The sequence below is a fragment of the Lacunimicrobium album genome (assembly GCF_052161635.1).
GTDB lineage: Bacteria > Planctomycetota > Planctomycetia > Planctomycetales > Planctomycetaceae > SXPC01.
Genome location: NZ_CP197413.1, coordinates 1835031 through 1851842 on the forward strand (window position 1 = coordinate 1835031; position 16812 = coordinate 1851842).

General features: G+C 56.9%; 18 protein-coding genes. 15 read left to right on the forward strand and 3 right to left on the reverse strand.

The annotated features are described in order from the left end of the window. Window positions 1–5: 5 nt before the first annotated feature. The 6 genes from hisG to SH248x_RS07295 all read left to right on the forward strand — a co-directional run bounded on the left by hisG (window position 6) and on the right by SH248x_RS07295 (window position 5415). Window positions 6–872, forward strand: a complete 867-nt coding sequence (gene hisG / locus SH248x_RS07270; RefSeq protein ID WP_459557863.1) for an ATP phosphoribosyltransferase — start codon at window positions 6–8, stop codon at window positions 870–872. A 168-nt stretch (window positions 873–1040) separates the two neighbouring features. After that, on the forward strand, window positions 1041–1664 hold the full coding sequence (locus SH248x_RS07275; RefSeq protein ID WP_459557864.1) for a hypothetical protein: 624 nt from the start codon (window positions 1041–1043) through the stop codon (window positions 1662–1664). Window positions 1665–1721: 57 nt separating this feature from the next. Next, window positions 1722–2147: a hypothetical protein gene (locus SH248x_RS07280; RefSeq protein ID WP_459557865.1), complete on the forward strand. Its 426-nt coding sequence runs from the start codon at window positions 1722–1724 to the stop codon at window positions 2145–2147. Window positions 2148–2364: 217 nt separating this feature from the next. Further along, window positions 2365–3000: a sigma-70 family RNA polymerase sigma factor gene (locus SH248x_RS07285; protein ID WP_459557866.1), complete on the forward strand. Its 636-nt coding sequence runs from the start codon at window positions 2365–2367 to the stop codon at window positions 2998–3000. Continuing rightward, window positions 2997–4781: a serine/threonine-protein kinase gene (locus SH248x_RS07290; RefSeq protein ID WP_459557867.1), complete on the forward strand. Its 1785-nt coding sequence runs from the start codon at window positions 2997–2999 to the stop codon at window positions 4779–4781. Before SH248x_RS07285 ends, SH248x_RS07290 begins: the two co-directional genes overlap by 4 nt. Further along, entirely contained in the window at window positions 4774–5415 is a 642-nt protein-coding gene (locus tag SH248x_RS07295; protein WP_459557868.1) for a class I SAM-dependent methyltransferase, read from the forward strand. Before SH248x_RS07290 ends, SH248x_RS07295 begins: the two co-directional genes overlap by 8 nt. 130 nt (window positions 5416–5545) lie before the next feature. On the opposite strand, the gene SH248x_RS07300 is transcribed toward SH248x_RS07295, so the two are convergent. The 3 genes from SH248x_RS07300 to SH248x_RS07310 form a co-directional block, all read right to left on the reverse strand. Beyond that, window positions 5546–7231, reverse strand: a complete 1686-nt coding sequence (locus tag SH248x_RS07300; RefSeq protein WP_459558594.1) for a glycine--tRNA ligase — start codon at window positions 7229–7231, stop codon at window positions 5546–5548. Window positions 7232–7350: 119 nt separating this feature from the next. Beyond that, on the reverse strand, window positions 7351–8124 hold the full coding sequence (locus SH248x_RS07305) for a 2-phosphosulfolactate phosphatase (protein WP_459557869.1): 774 nt from the start codon (window positions 8122–8124) through the stop codon (window positions 7351–7353). Between the two features lie 283 nt (window positions 8125–8407). Further along, on the reverse strand, window positions 8408–8917 hold the full coding sequence (locus SH248x_RS07310; protein WP_459557870.1) for a CBS domain-containing protein: 510 nt from the start codon (window positions 8915–8917) through the stop codon (window positions 8408–8410). 223 nt (window positions 8918–9140) lie between these two features. Here SH248x_RS07310 and SH248x_RS07315 point away from each other — a divergent pair, with 223 nt between their 5' ends. From SH248x_RS07315 to SH248x_RS07355, 9 genes are all read left to right on the forward strand, one after another. After that, complete coding sequence (locus SH248x_RS07315; protein WP_459557871.1) at window positions 9141–9707, forward strand: RNA polymerase sigma factor; 567 nt, start codon at window positions 9141–9143, stop codon at window positions 9705–9707. Between the two features lie 303 nt (window positions 9708–10010). Next, on the forward strand, window positions 10011–10424 hold the full coding sequence (locus tag SH248x_RS07320; RefSeq protein ID WP_459557872.1) for a hypothetical protein: 414 nt from the start codon (window positions 10011–10013) through the stop codon (window positions 10422–10424). Window positions 10425–10500: 76 nt separating this feature from the next. Then, entirely contained in the window at window positions 10501–11745 is a 1245-nt protein-coding gene (locus SH248x_RS07325) for a GspE/PulE family protein (RefSeq protein ID WP_459557873.1), read from the forward strand. Continuing rightward, window positions 11742–12812, forward strand: a complete 1071-nt coding sequence (locus tag SH248x_RS07330) for a type II secretion system F family protein (protein ID WP_459557874.1) — start codon at window positions 11742–11744, stop codon at window positions 12810–12812. The genes SH248x_RS07325 and SH248x_RS07330 overlap by 4 nt, the downstream gene beginning before the upstream one ends. A gap of 315 nt (window positions 12813–13127) precedes the next feature. Further along, a complete protein-coding gene (locus SH248x_RS07335) occupies window positions 13128–14222 on the forward strand; it encodes a type II secretion system F family protein (protein ID WP_459557875.1) in 1095 nt (364 codons plus the stop codon). An 8-nt stretch (window positions 14223–14230) separates the two neighbouring features. Next, window positions 14231–15316 (forward strand): type II secretion system F family protein, encoded by a 1086-nt coding sequence (locus SH248x_RS07340; protein WP_459557876.1) that lies wholly within the window; start codon window positions 14231–14233, stop codon window positions 15314–15316. Between the two features lie 69 nt (window positions 15317–15385). Further along, window positions 15386–15811 carry a hypothetical protein gene (locus SH248x_RS07345; protein ID WP_459557877.1) on the forward strand — a complete coding sequence of 142 codons (426 nt, stop codon included), beginning with the start codon at window positions 15386–15388 and terminating at the stop codon, window positions 15809–15811. Then, window positions 15808–16344 carry a type II secretion system protein gene (locus SH248x_RS07350; RefSeq protein WP_459557878.1) on the forward strand — a complete coding sequence of 179 codons (537 nt, stop codon included), beginning with the start codon at window positions 15808–15810 and terminating at the stop codon, window positions 16342–16344. The genes SH248x_RS07345 and SH248x_RS07350 overlap by 4 nt, the downstream gene beginning before the upstream one ends. Next, window positions 16341–16748 (forward strand): hypothetical protein, encoded by a 408-nt coding sequence (locus SH248x_RS07355; protein ID WP_459557879.1) that lies wholly within the window; start codon window positions 16341–16343, stop codon window positions 16746–16748. The genes SH248x_RS07350 and SH248x_RS07355 overlap by 4 nt, the downstream gene beginning before the upstream one ends. Window positions 16749–16812: the final 64 nt, after the last annotated feature.

Below are 16812 nucleotides of genomic sequence, written 5' to 3' on the forward strand. Positions count from 1 at the left end.
GCGTTATGTCGATTCTGAAACTGGGAATTCCGGCAGGCTCGCTGCAGGAAGCCACGGCAGAGCTGTTCAAAAAAGCCGGTTATAACATCAAGTTCTCGTCGCGGTCGTACTATCCGGACATCGACGACCCGGAGATCGAGTGTCTGCTGATCCGCGCCCAGGAAATGGCCCGTTACGTTGAACAGGGCATCCTCGACGCTGGCATCACCGGCTACGACTGGATGTTCGGCAAGGATGTCGTCGAAGTCTCCGAGCTGATCTTCTCAAAGGTTTCGCGTCGCCCGGTCCGCTGGGTCCTCTGCGTGCCTGAAGACTCGCCGATCAAGTCCGTCAAAGACCTCGAAGGCAAACGCATCGCGACCGAAGCCGTCGACTTGACCAACCAGTATCTCGCCAAACACGGCGTCACGGCAGACGTCGAGTTCTCCTGGGGTGCCACCGAGGTCAAGCCGCCTCTCCTGGCGGATGCGATCGTCGAAGTCACCGAGACTGGTTCATCCCTGCGAGCCAACAATCTGCGCATCGTCGACGAGGTCCTGCAAAGCACGACACGCCTGATCGCCAACAAGAACGCTCTCAAAGACAGCTTCAAGAAAGCCAAGCTCGATAACCTCGCGCTGATGCTCCAGTCGTGTCTGAACGCAGAAGGCAAAGTCGGCCTGATGCTCAACGTGCGACGCAAAGACCTGGAAGCCGTCATCAACGGCCTGCCTGCCTTGCAAAAGCCAACCGTCTCGGCCCTCTCCGATCCGGACTGGGTCGCCATCAACACGATCATCGATGAATCCATCGTGCGGAAGATCATCCCACATCTGCGCGACGTCGGTGCAACCGGGATCGTTGAGTTCCCGATTAATAAGCTGATTGATTAGGGCTTATCACCGTAGGGTCCGCTGTGCGGACCATCAATGCGTGAAATTGCCAGGAACGTCCACAAAGTCTCTCATCGACACTCAACACACGATTCGGGATGGAACGTCGATTGACGGTCCGCACAGCGGACCCTACGAATTGTTCAGGATTAGTTGAAAGTGCAACACATGGCCGGGGCGGTCCTGTTGAAGGTCGGAGGAAGTCTGCTGGACTGGCCGGGCCTGCCGGGAGCGCTGGGCAAGTTGCTGCTGGGACTTCGTTCGCGCAACGTGGCGATCGTTGTTGGCGGCGGGACAGCGGCTGACGTGGTACGCAACTGGGATCTGATCTTCCCCCTCACGAGCGAGCAGTCGCATTGGCTGGCGATCGACTCCATGGACCTGACGGCTCGATTGTTGCAGGTTCTACTCCCCGGCTCGGAACTGGTCGCCAATGAGGAGCAACTCAAACGAACCTGGGAAAAAGGCCGTGTCGCGATTCTGCTCCCCAAAGCATGGATGGAGATCGTCGAGTTCTCTCTGAGTGGATTAACGCTGCCGCATCAATGGGATGTCACCAGCGACTCGATTGCTCTGCGACTGGCTGGTGAGATCCACGCGTCGCGGTTTGTTCTGATCAAATCCCGCAGCTTTCCGTTCGATGTGCCTGTGCAGGAATGGGGGATGAGCGGGTTTGTCGATCCGTTCTTTTTTGAGGTGGCAGGGATGTTTCCAGAAATTAAACTCGGATGGATGAACCTGCGCGACATGGAGCCCGTTGAACTTTTTGAACGCCCCGCCGTTCATAGGTAATCCAGTTGAACGTCCCACCGTTCATAAATAATTCAGTGTCCCGACGGAGCAACATTTATGACCACCCCCGTCAGCGACTTTTCCGACGAAGAACTGGTCGCCTACCTCGAAGAACGCCTCTGCGAGACAGAGAGTGCTCGTCTGGAAAAGGCGATGCGTGACTCCGCTGACCTGCGCGTCCGAGCCAGCCAGCTTCTCGGAAACCAGTCCGAAGAAGGTGTCTCCCCCGGAGCCGTCTGGGCCAGACACGGCCTCAGCTGCCCTGACCGCACGACCTGGTCGAGCTATCTCCTCGGCCTGCTGGATGACCCGGAACTGGTCCGCTATGCGAAGTTCCATCTGGAAACCGTTGGCTGCCGACGCTGCCGCGCCAACGTCGAAGAACTCCAGACCGCCATGACCGGCGATCCACACCGAGAAGAACGCCAGCGACGTCACTTCGAATCTTCAATCGGCCGGTTGCGAGAATCTCGCTTCGACTGATTTCGCCAGCAGGAAAACCGAACCACGGATGAACGCAGAAAAACACGGATACGGAATAGAAACTTTCATTAAGGGTTTCTTTCTCGTGTCTACTCTACATCCCTGCCTATCTTTGTTCATCTGTAGTGAATCTCATCTCTGTATCCGAAACGCCAGAGATCGCCTATAATTCCCATACACGTTCCAACGATGCTTTAAGTCCCATGGAATGCACGCAATGTGGCCTCAGCAGGATAACACGCAGGAATTGCTCGCAAAGGTCAAAGCGGGCGAAGCCGATGCCGTCAATGATTTGATCGAGCGTCACCGCACGCCACTGCGTCGCCTCGTGCATCTGCGGCTTGACCAAGCCCTCGCGCGACGTCTGGACGCTTCCGACATCGTTCAGGATGTCATGCTCGAAGCCACCGGTCGACTCGATGATTACCTGAAAGACCCGCGAATCCCGTTTCACTTGTGGTTGCGCCAACTTGCTCAAGACCACATCATCGACATGCACCGCCGACACCGCCTGGCCCAGCGCCGCTCGGTCGATCGAGAACAATCACTGCAGGCTCCCGCAGGCGACAAAGACTCGAGTAAGGAACTCGCGTCCTTTCTCAAAGACCAGGAACTGACTCCAGCCGCCGCTTCCATCCGCAAAGAACTCGAAACCCAGTTCCTCGAAGCCCTCGATCGCCTCGAAGAACCCGACCGCGAAATCCTGCTCATGCGTCACTACGAGCAACTCGGCAACGGCGAAGTCGCAACTCTGCTCGGCGTCAGCCCAGCCGCGGCTGGTATGCGTCACTTGCGGGCACTTCGTCGACTGCGCGAAGTCCTCGGCGGTGCGGAGGATTCACAGCAGTCATGACGTCGCAGTTACGAAGCGGAGAAGCGACCATCAAGCTCCTGTCGCGAGAAGACTATCCCAATGAGGAAGAGCATCTCGCTGCGGTCCTGATGCAGATGTTCGAAATACAGAACGCCACCGGGGATATTGATCCTGAGGTTTGGTTTCGCTCTTACCCCAAATATGAGGGGGAACTGCGCAGCCTCTGGGCGACGGCACTTCTGGCCAGTGAATTCGGCCTCGGTGAGACGTCTAACGTCTGGAGCAAAGCCTCGACTCCCAGCGAAGTCAGTCTCTTACGCACCGACGCGTCACGCATCCCTGATTCGCTCAAGCAGATCGGCAACTTCGAGATCATCCGCGAACTCGGACGGGGCGGCATGGGGATCGTCTTCGAAGCACGCGAGCCGGTTCTCAATCGCTCGGTCGCATTGAAGATGATTCTGCGTGGAGACGTCGCGACACCAGAAGATTTCGAGCGATTTCGCATCGAAGCCGAAGCCGCCGCCCGCCTCAATCACCCCAGCATCATCCCGCTCTACGAGTTCGGCAACTGGCAGGGACAGCCCTATTTCACCATGCTCTACATCGACGGGACGACGCTGGCTCGTCGTCTCGATGAAGGGCCACTGTCTCGGCGCGACGCGGTACGCCTCTTAATTCCGATCTGTCGCGCAATCGCGGTTGCACATTCCCATGGCATCTTTCACCGTGACTTGAAGCCATCGAATATTCTTATCGATCAAAACGGTCAACCCTTTCTCACCGATTTCGGACTGGCCAAGCGTGTCCCGGTTCCCGGTCGTGATCCCGCTCGTGATCCGGGATCGTCGACACAGCTGGGTGTCAAAGTCTCCTCGTCGATCACTCAAAGCGGAGCCGTTCTGGGGACGCCCAGTTATATGGCTCCCGAACAGGCTGCCGGCGCGAAAGGAAAGATCTCAGCCGCAACCGATGTCTACAGCCTCGGCGCAATCCTTTATGCCATGGTCACCGGACGTCCGCCGTTTCTGGGCACCTCGCCCGTCGACACGATGCTGATGGTACTGGAGCAGGACCCGATCCCGCCTCACCTGATCAACCGGCGTGTGGACGACGATCTGGAAATGATCATCCTGAAATGCCTGCAAAAACCGGCGGACCTGCGCTACGAGTCAGCGAGCAACCTCGCCAACGACCTGGAAGCGTACCTGAATAACGAGCCCGTCTCCGCTCGCTCCTCACGCATGGTTCAGGTCATCAGCCGGGCCTTGCGTCCAACACACCACGTTGTCGTTCTCGAAAACTGGGGACTGCTGTGGATCTGGCATGCCTTCGTGCTGCTGGTGATCTGCTTCATCACCAACGGGATGCAGCTGATGGGAGTCACGTCACGACTGGCCTACCTGGCGCTCTGGACGGTCGGGCTGGGGACATGGGCATACATCTTCTGGAACCTGCGACGTCGCGCGGGACCTGTGACCTTCGTGGAACGCCAGATTGCCCACACCTGGGCCGGCAGTATGGCCTGTACGATCCTCTTGTACGAAGTCGAAGCACTGCTCGGCCTGCCCGCGCTGACACTCTCGCCCGTCCTCGCACTCGCTGCGGCGATGGTCTTCCTCGTCAAGGCAGGGATTCTCTCGGGTGAGTTTTACATCCAGGCACTCGTCCTGTTTGCGACATCGATTGTCATGGCGCTCGTCCCAAAATTTTCCGTAGGGATCTTCGGGATCATCGCCGCATTATGCTTCCTCATTCCGGGGATCAAGTTCTTCCGTTTGAAACGACGCACCTCGAAAATGGACCCTGCGGATGCATGACTTGCCCCCGATCAGCGGAGGCTGGCGCGAAGAAGAAATCGACCTCGGCAACCGACGCGCCAAAATCGTCCGCCCCTCGAGCGCTGATGATCTCCTCGATGATCCCCAGGTCCATCAGAAACACGACGCCGATGGCTACATGCCGTATTGGGCGTACGTCTGGCCCACCAGCCAGCGCATGGTCAGCTACTTTCAGGACAACCCGCTCCCGTCAGGCCGTCGCATCCTCGAACTCGGCTGCGGCGTCGGTTTAGTCGGACTCGGATTAGGCCTTCAAGGGCATCCCGTCATCTTCACCGATTACGATGACGTCTCCGTCAAAACATCCCTCGTCAACGCGAAGCTCAACCACCTCACCAATTACGACGGCTTCCCCTACGACTGGCGAGAACCGCTCCCACACAACGATTTCGACATCCTCGTTGCGAGCGACGTCCTCTACGAAAAGCGCCACCACGAACCGATCCTGCGCCTCCTGAGCGAATCGCTCACCGATGGCAAACTCTGCTACATCGGCGACCCCGGCCGCGGCCTGGTAAGCGAATTCATCGACCACGCCGAAAAGCAGTTCCAAGTCTACCTCGTCGAAAAATACGACCGAGCCATCATCCTGGAAATCAGTGCCAAATCTTAGGCGAGGCTGAAGAGAAGCTTCGACACAGAGGGCACAGAGAACACAGAGTTTTAAGAGCCAGAATCTGGTTGGCTGTTTTCTTACCTCGGTGTCCTCTGTGTCGAAAAATGATCTTCAATCTGATGCGTGGTTACGCCTGGCGAATCCGCTTAATCACCTCATCCACAACGTCCTTCATCGGAATCCGCGTCTGCTCCAGCGTATCCCGATCTCGCAGCGTCACCGCGCCATCTTTCGCCGTATCGCCATCGACCGTAATACAGAACGGCGTCCCGATCTCATCCTGTCGTCGATACCGACGCCCGATCGCCGCCTGCTGATCGTAGACGACGTTCAGGCCGGCTTCCTTGAACTCGCGATAGATGTTCGCGGCGGTCTCGGGCATCCCTTCCTTCTTGATGAGAGGAAAGATCGCCGCCTTGACGGGAGCCAGTTTCGGATGGAACCGCATGACGGTCCGCGACTGCATCTTGCCATCTTCGTCCGGGGCTTCGTCTTCGTAGTACGCTTCGCAGATGAAGGCCAGAGTTCCGCGATCCGCTCCCGCAGAGGGCTCGATGACGTGAGGGACAAAACGCTCCCGAGTCTGGTCGTCGAAGTAAGTCAGATCCTTGCCCGACCCGCGCCACTTCGGTTGTCCATCGGCGTTGAGTTCCGGAACGAGGTTGCCGTTCTCGTCTTTTTTGAGCTTGCCTTCCATATGCGAGCGAAGATCGAAATCACCCCGGTGGGCAATTCCTTCGAGTTCGCCGTAGTCGCCGACTTCCAGGAACGGGAAGGCGTACTCGATGTCGGCTGTCCCAACGGAGTAGTGGGCGATCTCCGCTTTGTCGTGCTCACGCAGGCGGAGTTTGTCGCTGTTAATCCCGAGCTTGAGATACCATTCAAAACGACGGTTCCGCCAGTAAGTGTACCATTCCAGCGACGTTGACGGGTTGCAGAAGAACTCCAGTTCCATCTGCTCGAACTCACGTGAACGGAACGTGAAGTTACGCGGCGTAATCTCGTTGCGGAATGATTTTCCAATCTGGCAGATCCCGAATGGCACCTTCACGCGACTCGAATCAACAACGTTCTTGAAGTTCGCGAAGATCCCCTGAGCCGTTTCTGGACGCAGGAAGGCCGCATCCTGCTCGGTTCCGGTTGCTCCGATGATCGTCTTGAACATCAGATTGAATTCACGCGGCTTGGTCAGCGTCCCCAGCTTGGAAGCGGTTGGCGCGAGAACATGATCAAACGTGTCCGCATGCCAGATATCGACCAGTTTGTCGACCGAAGCCGCAGGAGTGAAACTAACCGCAGCTGCTTTGCCATCAAAACTCAGCCCGCCATGTGGACCGGTCCCGAAGGTAATTTTCTCGACATCTTTATTACGCAGCTTGAAGAACGACAACGCCGCCTGCGTGACGTGCGCCAGTCCTTCGTCGCTGTCTTTGTTCGTGGTGACAAACACCCGGTTGCCTTGATATTCGGCCCAGCGTCCCTTGAGGTGATCGAAGCGGAAGCGCTCCTTCGTCTCGGTGCAGTCGACCATCATGTCGCTGAACAGATCGAAGTGCCCGGAGACCTTCCAGACTTGCGGGTGCATGATGATGGAACAATCCAGCCCGACCATGTTGTACGCATCAGGAGCATTCGGCAGCGTGCTGAGGTTATCGTGGCGGGTGACCATTTCCTGCCACCATGCCTCTTTGACATTCCGCTTCAGCTCGACACCGAGCGGGCCGTAGTCCCAGAACCCGTTGATCCCGCCGTAGATTTCCGACGATTGAAACAGGAAGCCCCGCCGCTTGCACAGCGAGACAATTTTATCCATCAGGTTTTCTTCGGCCATAGTGAGCTACTTTAACTGTAAATGATTCAATGATTCACCCACGACTGGATGCCGTGGACAATGCGTGTTTGACACGTGCAATACTGGGATGTTCGCAGATTTCAGATCCCCGCACCGTCATACGCTTCACCTGTAGTGATCAGCTTGACGGTGTTGGTCGTCGCATCCCAGTGAGGCACGATATCGAATAAATCAACGCGAGAACAGGCAAGCACGTCCTCGGAGAAGCCGAGCTCCAGCAAATTTTTCCCGCCCCGGCTGGCTTTCAGCGTTTCCAGCACCCCATCGGCTTCTTCTTTCTGATGCTGGTAAAAGCGTCGCGCCATCGTCGAGGCGTCATCCAACGCATAACGACCGGGAGCCAGCCTGACCAGCGTATCCGAGATCGCACCCGCAAACAGGCAATCTTCCATCGAGATATTCCCGTCGGTCCCGGCACACAGCAGGGTGATCGGAACATCGATCGTCACAAGGTGTTTGGCAAGCGCCGTCAGATTACTGAAAGCCCCGATGAACGTCCCTGCACACATCTCTGTCATCAACAGGGCGCGCGTCCCGTTGGTCGTCGTAAAGATAATCGACTTCCCCTGCACCCGTTCCTTCGTAAATGACCTCGGCGAGTTATCCAGGTCAAAGCCTTCAATCAGCTTGCCGTGTCGCTCGCCCGCCAGCAGACGTTGCTCCTTGCCGAGATGCCCCGCCCACTCAAACGCCTGCTCGACTGTCAGCGCGGGGATAACTTCCTTCGCCCCTGATTGCAACGCATGCACCATCGTCGAGGAAGCCCGAAGAATATCAATCACAACAGCCGCCGTCTCGGAACCAAGCGGCGAAGTATCAGCAGTCGCATTCAGACGTGTATTGAGCGCAAACATGGTGTTCATCCTGAGGGGTCTCTCGAATCAGAATCGAGTTGATTATACTTGCAAAGTAGCAGCAATTACGACTCAACCGGTAGTGAATTTAGGCGAGCGGGGGGTGTGAACCCCCTGTCTTAACCAGTCGCAAATTGTAAGCACAAGTTGAACAACGAGAAAAAACACAGCCCTTAAAAGTTCACCAGTCTTATCGTACTCATGTCGTGTTGGCAGCAGAGAGCTCAAGGGACAGGGGGTTCACACCCCCCGCTCGCCTTCAGACGAAAATACACTCCCATAACTAAGGCGACGACTCATCCGCCATATTCACCAGCGCCGCCAGAATATCCATCGTCGTAATGATCCCGACCAGCTTCCCCGTATGGCTGACCACCGGCAAACGGTGCATGTGATGGCTGCACATTAAGCGCGAGATATCAATCAACCGCGAATACTCCGTCACCGCAGGCGGTTCGCGCCGCATCCAGTTAAAGACCAGATCCTGATTGTGCTCATCAATCGGTTGCTCGGCAAATTCGAGCGGCCACAAAGCAGAATTGTCGACCGAGCCAGATCGATACCCTCGACCAGCCGCGCGGTGTGGCCCATCTTTATTCTGCATAATATCCCGCACGGAGATCGTCCCGACGAGATGGCCATACTCATCAACCACCGGTGCCCCGGAGTGATTCTTCTCCTTGAGCATCCGGATCGCATCCTCGACTGTCATCTTCTCAGTGATGGTGACGACGTAAGGGGTCATCAGGTCTTTAGCGACCAACGTTCCCAAGCGACCGGGGAGGCGAGCCATGGAATGCCCTTCAGCGACTAGCCCGCGATGAAACCCGACTGGGCTCCCTGGATGTGTTCGCGGGCCTTGTCTTCTTTATAGTAAGCCGCCAGTTGCGGACCTTCAATCAGAGAATGTCCCGCCGATCGGTTTCGACCACAATCGCCCGCGATGCGATTTCGCGAAATTTTCAGAATTTTTGAACGCCCGTAGACAAATCGACGTATTCCCAGACATCCTGTCTATGATGAATACCCACGACCGCCAGGAATTCGACCAGTTTCTCCGTCGGCAAGCCCGTCTGCTCGCCGCCGAGGGATTGCGCGCCCTGGGAACGGTTTACGATCAGGTCGGCCCCCGCATCGTTCGCTACGTCCGGGCCATCGTCCGCCACCACGACGACGCCGAAGACGTCCTCCAGGCGACGCTTCTCAAGCTGATGAAACACCCCGAGGCTCTCTCCCGGGCGGAACATCCCTGGGCCTACTTGCTCCGCATCGCCCGCAACGAAGCCCTGACTCTCCTCGACCGCCAGAAGTCGATCGACCTCCTTTCGAGCTTCCCCGACATCGACGTCTCCACTCACGACGTCTGCTGGCAGATCGACCTGGGCGACGCCGTCGCCGCGGCCCTGCAACATCTGCCACCCAACCAAAAGGAAGTCATCGTCCTGAAAATCTGGGAAGACCTGACCTTCCTGGAAATCGCCAGCATCCTCGGCGAATCCCCCAACACCGTCGCCAGCCGATACCGTTACGCCCTCGAAAAACTCGAACACCTGCTCGAGTCCTCCCGACAACACAAACCCTGAGTTCCTCAACCAAATGTCTTGTGGCCGTTTAAAATGGATTCGTGTTTGATGCGATATTTACACATCACAATTTGCACACAACCGGGAGGGCGAGGCTCCGTCCGAGCCGCTTCTTTGCATTGCGAAACTTCAACTGTGTATTGGACCATGATGGCCTCGACCAACTCTGAGTTCCCGGCACAAAATCTATCGTCAATTCGCTGGTGAATCGTTGCAACGCGGGACAGCGGCTCGGACGGAGCCTCGCCCTCCCGTTCATGCATTCTAGACATTTCGATCAGCTCTTAAACAAAGTCTCCCGCAGTGAACGTCAACCAAACCACCTTTCGAAACGACTTCGGCGACTCACGCTCGCTCGAAGACCTCCTGCGCCGCGTCGGCGAGCAGCAGATGCCCACGCTCAAACGCAGACGCAGCGTCCTCCGTTACGTCGACGCAGAAATGGAACGTCATCACCGCATTCGAACAGCGGTCTCCAGCTTTGTGACGGTTGCGCTGTTGATGGCCGCTGTGATTGGCATTCATTCCGAACTCGGCCCTCAAATCACCGTATCGACTTCGACGATGCAGGCGTCGTCTGACCGCAGCAATGGATTCGACCTCAAAGTCGGCGACAGCGTCATGACCTGCTCCTACGAAGGCATTGGCACCTGGGAACACGTCGACACCGTCTCCCGCCAACGCCACGAACTCGCCCATCGCATGAGTAAAAGCTAAGGCAGTTTCTTTTCTGTTCGCAAGTTGATTCAAGTCTCCACTCCCATCTCACTCACCTCACAGGAAGCACACACCCGTGGAACTGCAACAGTGGTTTCGGGAGCATTCCCCCAAAGGCCTCTCGCTCGAGCGCCCCGATTCCGTCCCCTCACTGGTTGAGACGATCCTCAAGACGTCTCGCTTGATCGGCGCCAGCGACATCCACCTGCGACCGACTGGCAACGGCATGGAAATGCGTTTCCGCATCGATGGCGTGGTCCACGAAGTCACGACGTTCCCCGAAGCCATCAGCAAGAACATCATCGCCCGCCTCAAAGTCCTGGCAGGCCTTCTGACGTACCGCGTTGATGTCCCTCAGGAAGGTCGCATCATCGCCCCCATGTCGCAGGACGAAACCCGCATCAGCGTCTTCCCGACCCTCCACGGCGAAAAGGTCGTCATCCGCTTATTCGCCTCCACGGGACGCTTCGACTCCATCGACCACCTCGGCCTCCCCGGGGACATCGCGGTCTCGCTGAAACAAAGCCTCCTCGAAACCAGCGGCGTCATCCTCCTCAACGGCCCGGCAGGCAGTGGAAAAACCACGACAATTTATGCCGCCTTGAGAGAAATCATCAACAATTCGGCCGGTCAGCGGAGTCTTGTCTCTTTAGAAGACCCAGTCGAGTGCCTGGTCCCGGAAGTGGATCAGACCTCGGTGAATCCCAAAGGAGGCATGGACATGATGACGGGACTGCGATCGCTGGTCAGACAAGACCCCGACGTCATCATGGTCGGCGAAATCCGCGATCAGGAAACTGCGGAAACCGTCTTCCAGGCCTCCCTCATCGGCAACCTCATCCTGACCACCTTCCACGCTGGCAGCTGCACCCGAGCCGTCAGTCGCCTCAACGACATGGGGATCGAGCCTTACCTCCTCCGCAGCGGCTTGCTCAAAGCGTTCTGCCAGCGACTCCTCCGACGACTTTGCTCCTGTCATAAGGTCGTCCCCGCCCCCATCGAACTGGCAGAGCAGGGGATTCACGAAGTCGCAGAACCCAACGGCTGCCCTCAATGCCGTGGCACAGGCTATTTCGGACGCATGGTCATTTCCGAAATGCTCGACCCTGACGACCCCGCCATCGGACAAGCCATCCTCAAACGAATCGACGTCCTCTCACTCGAACAGATCGCGATTCAAAACGGAATGATCTCCCTCAAACAACGCGGGCTCGACGTCGTCCGTGCCAAGACCTCTTCGTTCCAGGAAGTCCTGCGTGTCCTCGGCTCGGATCTCCTGCGTAGCGAAACCGACCTCGCCCTCTCAGGAGACGCGAGATGAGCACCGACGCCCTTTCACGCCAGACAGTGACTTCGCCTCTCACGCTCAAAGAGCTCTGCCAGGTCAACGACGTCCTGATCCCGCTGGCCAGCACCGATCGCCCCCTCGAATCCGGCATCGACGCCTACCTCCCACGCACCGGCGGACGGGTTAACCGCGCCCTGCGAGGCCTCCACCAGCAACTCGTCCAGGGCATCCCCCTCGACCAGGCGATCTCCCAGTCCAACGGCCTCTTCTCGACAAGCTACCAGCAAATCGTCCACGCCGGCCTCGCCTGTGGACGGCTCGCCAGCGTCCTCCAACTCTTCACCGAGCACGTCCTCCGACTGATCCAGATCCGCCAGCAAATCAACCGCTCGCTGGTCTACCCGATCATGGTCGCGATCACAGCGTACCTGTTGTTCCTGGGAACATTGAATCTGGTCTTCGTTCGTGTCGAAGACTTTTATGCCGACTTTCGCATGGAACTCCCCTGGGCTCTCCAACTGATGCACGAACTGCGAGTCACCTCGCTGTACTGGTTCTGGATTCCGCCCGTCTTGTTGATTGCGTTCATCATCTGGTGGGCCAGATTCAATGATGGTCGTTTCCTGAGAACATCGACCTCGCCATTATGGCGATTCGTACCCGGCCTTCGTCCCGTTCTGCAAAACTTCAAACGCGCCAACTTTGCCAGACTCATGTCGGTCATGATGGAACAAAAAGTTCCTTACGACGAGGCGCTACGCCTCTCCGCCCAGGCGATGGGAGACGATGCCTTACTCGATCTGTTCGTTCGCAATGAAACCGGCCAATCAGCCGACAACGAAGCAAAACTCAAACGCGAACTCTCCCCCTATCTGGCATGGGTCATCACCTACGGCAACGACTCAGCCAGCACCTCAGCAACCTTGAAAGGAGCAGCCGAGCTCTATCAGCAACGAGCCAGTCGACGATTGCTCTGGTTCCAACTGCTGATGCCGATGATCCTCCTCGGACTTGTCGGCGGACTGGCTGCCTTCCTGTATGCACTCACGGTCTTCGTCCCCATGGGCGAAACCTACGAAAACCTGACCCGTTTCTCCTGATCGAAGTTTCTAATTCCGTGGCAGAAGTGATCTCCATCATGGTTCTTCGACATCCAAATTTCGTCATTACCGTACCCGGGAGGGCGAACCTCCGTGTGAGCCGCATCTTTGCATTGCGAAATGGGAGCCGCGCATGGGACGACGACCTCGCCGTCTCTCCATCTCCCTGCACAGCATCGGATGTCGACTTGCAAGTGTGGCGATGCAACGCAGGACAGCGGCTCGGACGGAGCCTCGCCCTCCCGGTGTCTTGAACCTTTGTGTCCTTCGAGCCCTTGCGGTAAAAGCCATTTCTCCCTTTCCTGGAGCCCTGTTGTGAATTCCGGCGACGACCCATCTTCCGAGCATCTTCGACCAGCAAATCCTGGCCGTTTGATCTCGCGTCGCGATGCGCATCTCCTGGCTGGCCAGCTCTCCGAACTCACCTCCGGCAGCCTGCCAGTCGTCCCAGGACTCCGCGCCTTCGCCGAAGAACTGGAATCTCCCGGCTTCCAGCGCAACAACCTCAAAGATCACCTCCTCGCCCTGGCCAATCGACTCGAAAAAGGGGAAAGCGTCGACGCCGCCCTCGATGAAGTCGGCGCGCCCCGAGACCTGCTCTTCGCCCTGCGAACCGGTATTGCCACCGGCCACCCCGACCGCACACTCGCCGATTACGTCACCTACGCCAAGACCTCCTCAGAACTCTGGATGCGCATGCTGATCGGCTTGGCACCGCCGGTTCTCTTGTTCTGTCTGGCAGCCGCCCTGTTCATCGTCGTCATGATTTTCCTCATCCCGATTTACTCGGACATTTTCACCGGATTCGGCGTCGAACTTCCTCAAATGACGTCGTCATTGATCAGTACATCTCGCCTCCTGACAAACTATGGTGTTTTGATTTTGATCGTCGCGATCTTCGCCATCGCTGGACTCCACATTTGGAGCCGCAACGATCCCCATCTGTTCCCCAAACTGCTGCGAATGGTCCCGTTCTTCGGTTCGGTCAACCGCTTCACAACAATGTCCCGTTTCTGCCGCGCCCTTGGCTTCATGACAGAACACGAAGTCCAGCTGACCACCGCCGTCCGTCTCGCCGGCGAAGCCACCGATGATCCAGAAATGATTCGCCTGACACGCGAATGGTCATCTCGCATGGACGACGGCATGAGCCTCGAAGAAGCCAGCAGCCACCTCGATCAACTCCCGTTAGAACTCATCCGCACCTGCCAGTGGGAAAGCCGCCCGGAAATCCTCGCGAATTCCTTGCGATCCCTGGGCTCCATGTACGAGGCTCGTGCCCTCAACATGACCTTGTTGATCGCCTCCATGGCTGAACCTCTCATTATCGTGATGACCGGATTGACGTTCTTCTTTACCGCATGTGCCCTGTTCCTCCCCATGGTCAAACTCCTCAACGATCTCAGCTAGGCCGTTCCATGTTCTGGTTTGTATTCCTGACAGTCCTGATGATCGCAGTGATCGCCGTTGGCGTCTGGAAAGCCATTTCCGGACGCCGACTGTCGACCCTCTGGATCATGGAGACCGCCATCCGCAACGATCTCCCTCTCGACGAGGTCATCGAAGGCCACGCCTACGAATTTCGCGGCAAGCGCGGACGACGCCTCCTCGGACTCTCCCGCGCACTCCGAGAAGGGGAAGATCTCTCCCACGCCATCAGCAGGCGCCCTTATCGAAATCTGGTCCCCGAAGAAGGACGACTCGCCATCAACGTCGGCAGCGAATCCGGAACTCTCTCCCCTGCCGTCCAGGATGCCCTGGCACTCGCGACAATCCGATTCGAACGCAACCGCCAACAACACACGTTCAGCATCGTCTATCTGTCGATGATCATCAGCGTGATCTTTCTCCAGACAAGTTTCGTCCTCGTTTTCATCGTCCCCAAGCTCAAGTTAATCTTCGAAGACATGGGCATCGAATTGCCCAAAACAACTTCAAGTTTCATCGACCTTGGTAATGCCTTCGCCTTGTACGGTCCACTTTGGATACTGGTCGGTTTCATCGCCATCGTCGATTTGGTCCGTCGTTACTTCTGGCGACGAAAACGTGGTATCGCCATGTATGGCTTTCTTCACTGGCTGAACCCGCAGATCTTCACGGTCGACATTCTCAGAACCCTCGCCGTCACCGCCATAGAAGGCAAACCGCTCCTCCCGACTATCGAAGCTCTGGCCCGCCACCACAACGATTCCACCATCCGATACAAACTCAGACGAGTCATCACGGATTCGCATCAGGGGGAAAGTATCTGGGACGCCCTTCATCGCGTTAAACTGATCGATACCTGGCAGACAGGCGTTCTCAAGACCGCCGAACCAACCAGTTTGCTGGGCGACTCTCTGAAACGACTGGCAGAAGAACTCGACATCGCTCAAGACCACCGACGACAGATTGTTCGTGAAGCTGTCCGTCCCATGGTGATCGTCGGCCTTGGAGTCTTCGTCCTCTGGACCGCCTTATCATTCTTCACGCCGCTGGTGAAGCTAATCGGAGATCTCGGCTAACAACCTGGTTCTCCCCTCTGCTTTCAGCCTTTAAACATCGACACGATTCCTGGAAACACCTGATTCACCATGTTACGTCACAACCGATCCACTCTTGACGTTCCCAAGCACGCCTCCACCCGAAGAGGTTACGGCATCGTCGAGATCATCATCTGCATGATCATGCTGGGAAGCTTAGCGAGCTGGCTGATTCCGATCCTCAACACGATCACCACAAAACGAATCGAACTCTCCGAGCGTTCCCGCTTACAGCAGGTTTCCATGAACATTGTCGAACGTCTGTCAGTCGTTGTCTACGACAACGCGACTTTTGAATCCCGAGCCGCTGACCTTGTCGAAGCGGTGAAACAGAACCACGCCACGCTGTCTCTGACGCCCGGCGAGACCAATCCTCAGGGCCTGCGTCGTATCGACCTTGTTGTTACTCCCGAAGACACACGAAAAACGATCCGCCCCATCAAGCTGACAACCTGGATGAGGGAGGCCGCTCAATGAACAACCAGCCCCTCAAAATACATCGCGCTGGCTTCACGCTGATCGAACTGATGGTTGTGATCGCCATTCTGGGTGTGATTGCAACCGTCTCTTCCGGCCTGGTTTTGCTGACGTTTCATGCCGACACGAACCTCTCAAGTGGATATCGAAACATCCACAACCTCGCAGAACTCGGCCAGCGTTTCCGCAGCGATCTCCACGAAACGCCTCTGAGCAATATCAAGATCGAAGAAAATGGACACCTTCTGCTTCTGGGGGAATCAATCCGCTATTCGGTTTCCAATCGCGACGTCACCAGAGAACAGCCTTCGACCACTCCCGATCGCCCAGCCTCGATCGAACGCTTCCGCGTCAGCAATTCGTCGTCAGAATTCTCCCAGGGCGAGTTCAAGATCGATCCTTCCTCAAGCCTGGTCCGACTTCAATGGACCATCGTCAGCGACCAAAAGCCCGTCGCAGCCGTCGAGCCTCAGGTGAGTTCCATCATCATTGAAGCGCATGCTCAACTCCCCCAGACGGAAGGAACCCCATGAAGAAACATCATTCCTCACCGGCTGCTCCTCGCCGACGCGGCTTTCTGACCATCGTCGTCATCGTCGCGCTGATCGTCACCCTGACGATGACCATGAACATGGCCAAAACATTGATCGCCCTCAGGAATGTCTCTGTTGAACACGATCAGCGTCTTCAAGTCGAGATCCTGGCCAGCACCTTTCTCGATTACGCCCGCTCAAAACAAAGCGGTACAGCCGACTATGCCGGCGAAACGATCGACCTCTCCACCCCCGATTGGCAACAGTCCTACCCGGCGAAAGTGACGATCTCGATCGAACCCGACAGCCGTGAAATTCGCGTCCAGGCACAATCCTTTTCGGACAAAGGCCAGATCGTTCAGTCCATCACCAAAACATCAAAACAAAAGACTCCAGCCTCCTAAGCCCCCAATAAAATACTTCCATATTCGGCATGTGACACCTCACCTCGCCATCACTCAGGACAAA

Excerpts from the sequence above, each read along its gene's own strand:
- SH248x_RS07275 (WP_459557864.1), top strand. The coding sequence starts at position 1,041 with ATGGCCGGGGCGGTCCTGTTGAAGGTCGGAGGAAGTCTGCTGGACTGG.
- SH248x_RS07350 (WP_459557878.1), top strand. The coding sequence starts at position 15,808 with ATGAACAACCAGCCCCTCAAAATACATCGCGCTGGCTTCACGCTGATC.
- SH248x_RS07330 (WP_459557874.1), top strand. The coding sequence starts at position 11,742 with ATGAGCACCGACGCCCTTTCACGCCAGACAGTGACTTCGCCTCTCACG.
- hisG (WP_459557863.1), top strand. The coding sequence starts at position 6 with ATGTCGATTCTGAAACTGGGAATTCCGGCAGGCTCGCTGCAGGAAGCC.
- SH248x_RS07280 (WP_459557865.1), top strand. The coding sequence starts at position 1,722 with ATGACCACCCCCGTCAGCGACTTTTCCGACGAAGAACTGGTCGCCTAC.
- SH248x_RS07305 (WP_459557869.1), bottom strand. The coding sequence starts at position 8,124 with ATGTTTGCGCTCAATACACGTCTGAATGCGACTGCTGATACTTCGCCG.
- SH248x_RS07290 (WP_459557867.1), top strand. The coding sequence starts at position 2,997 with ATGACGTCGCAGTTACGAAGCGGAGAAGCGACCATCAAGCTCCTGTCG.
- SH248x_RS07340 (WP_459557876.1), top strand. The coding sequence starts at position 14,231 with ATGTTCTGGTTTGTATTCCTGACAGTCCTGATGATCGCAGTGATCGCC.
- SH248x_RS07310 (WP_459557870.1), bottom strand. The coding sequence starts at position 8,917 with ATGGCTCGCCTCCCCGGTCGCTTGGGAACGTTGGTCGCTAAAGACCTG.
- SH248x_RS07315 (WP_459557871.1), top strand. The coding sequence starts at position 9,141 with ATGATGAATACCCACGACCGCCAGGAATTCGACCAGTTTCTCCGTCGG.
- SH248x_RS07285 (WP_459557866.1), top strand. The coding sequence starts at position 2,365 with ATGTGGCCTCAGCAGGATAACACGCAGGAATTGCTCGCAAAGGTCAAA.
- SH248x_RS07300 (WP_459558594.1), bottom strand. The coding sequence starts at position 7,231 with ATGGATAAAATTGTCTCGCTGTGCAAGCGGCGGGGCTTCCTGTTTCAA.
- SH248x_RS07345 (WP_459557877.1), top strand. The coding sequence starts at position 15,386 with ATGTTACGTCACAACCGATCCACTCTTGACGTTCCCAAGCACGCCTCC.
- SH248x_RS07295 (WP_459557868.1), top strand. The coding sequence starts at position 4,774 with ATGCATGACTTGCCCCCGATCAGCGGAGGCTGGCGCGAAGAAGAAATC.
- SH248x_RS07355 (WP_459557879.1), top strand. The coding sequence starts at position 16,341 with ATGAAGAAACATCATTCCTCACCGGCTGCTCCTCGCCGACGCGGCTTT.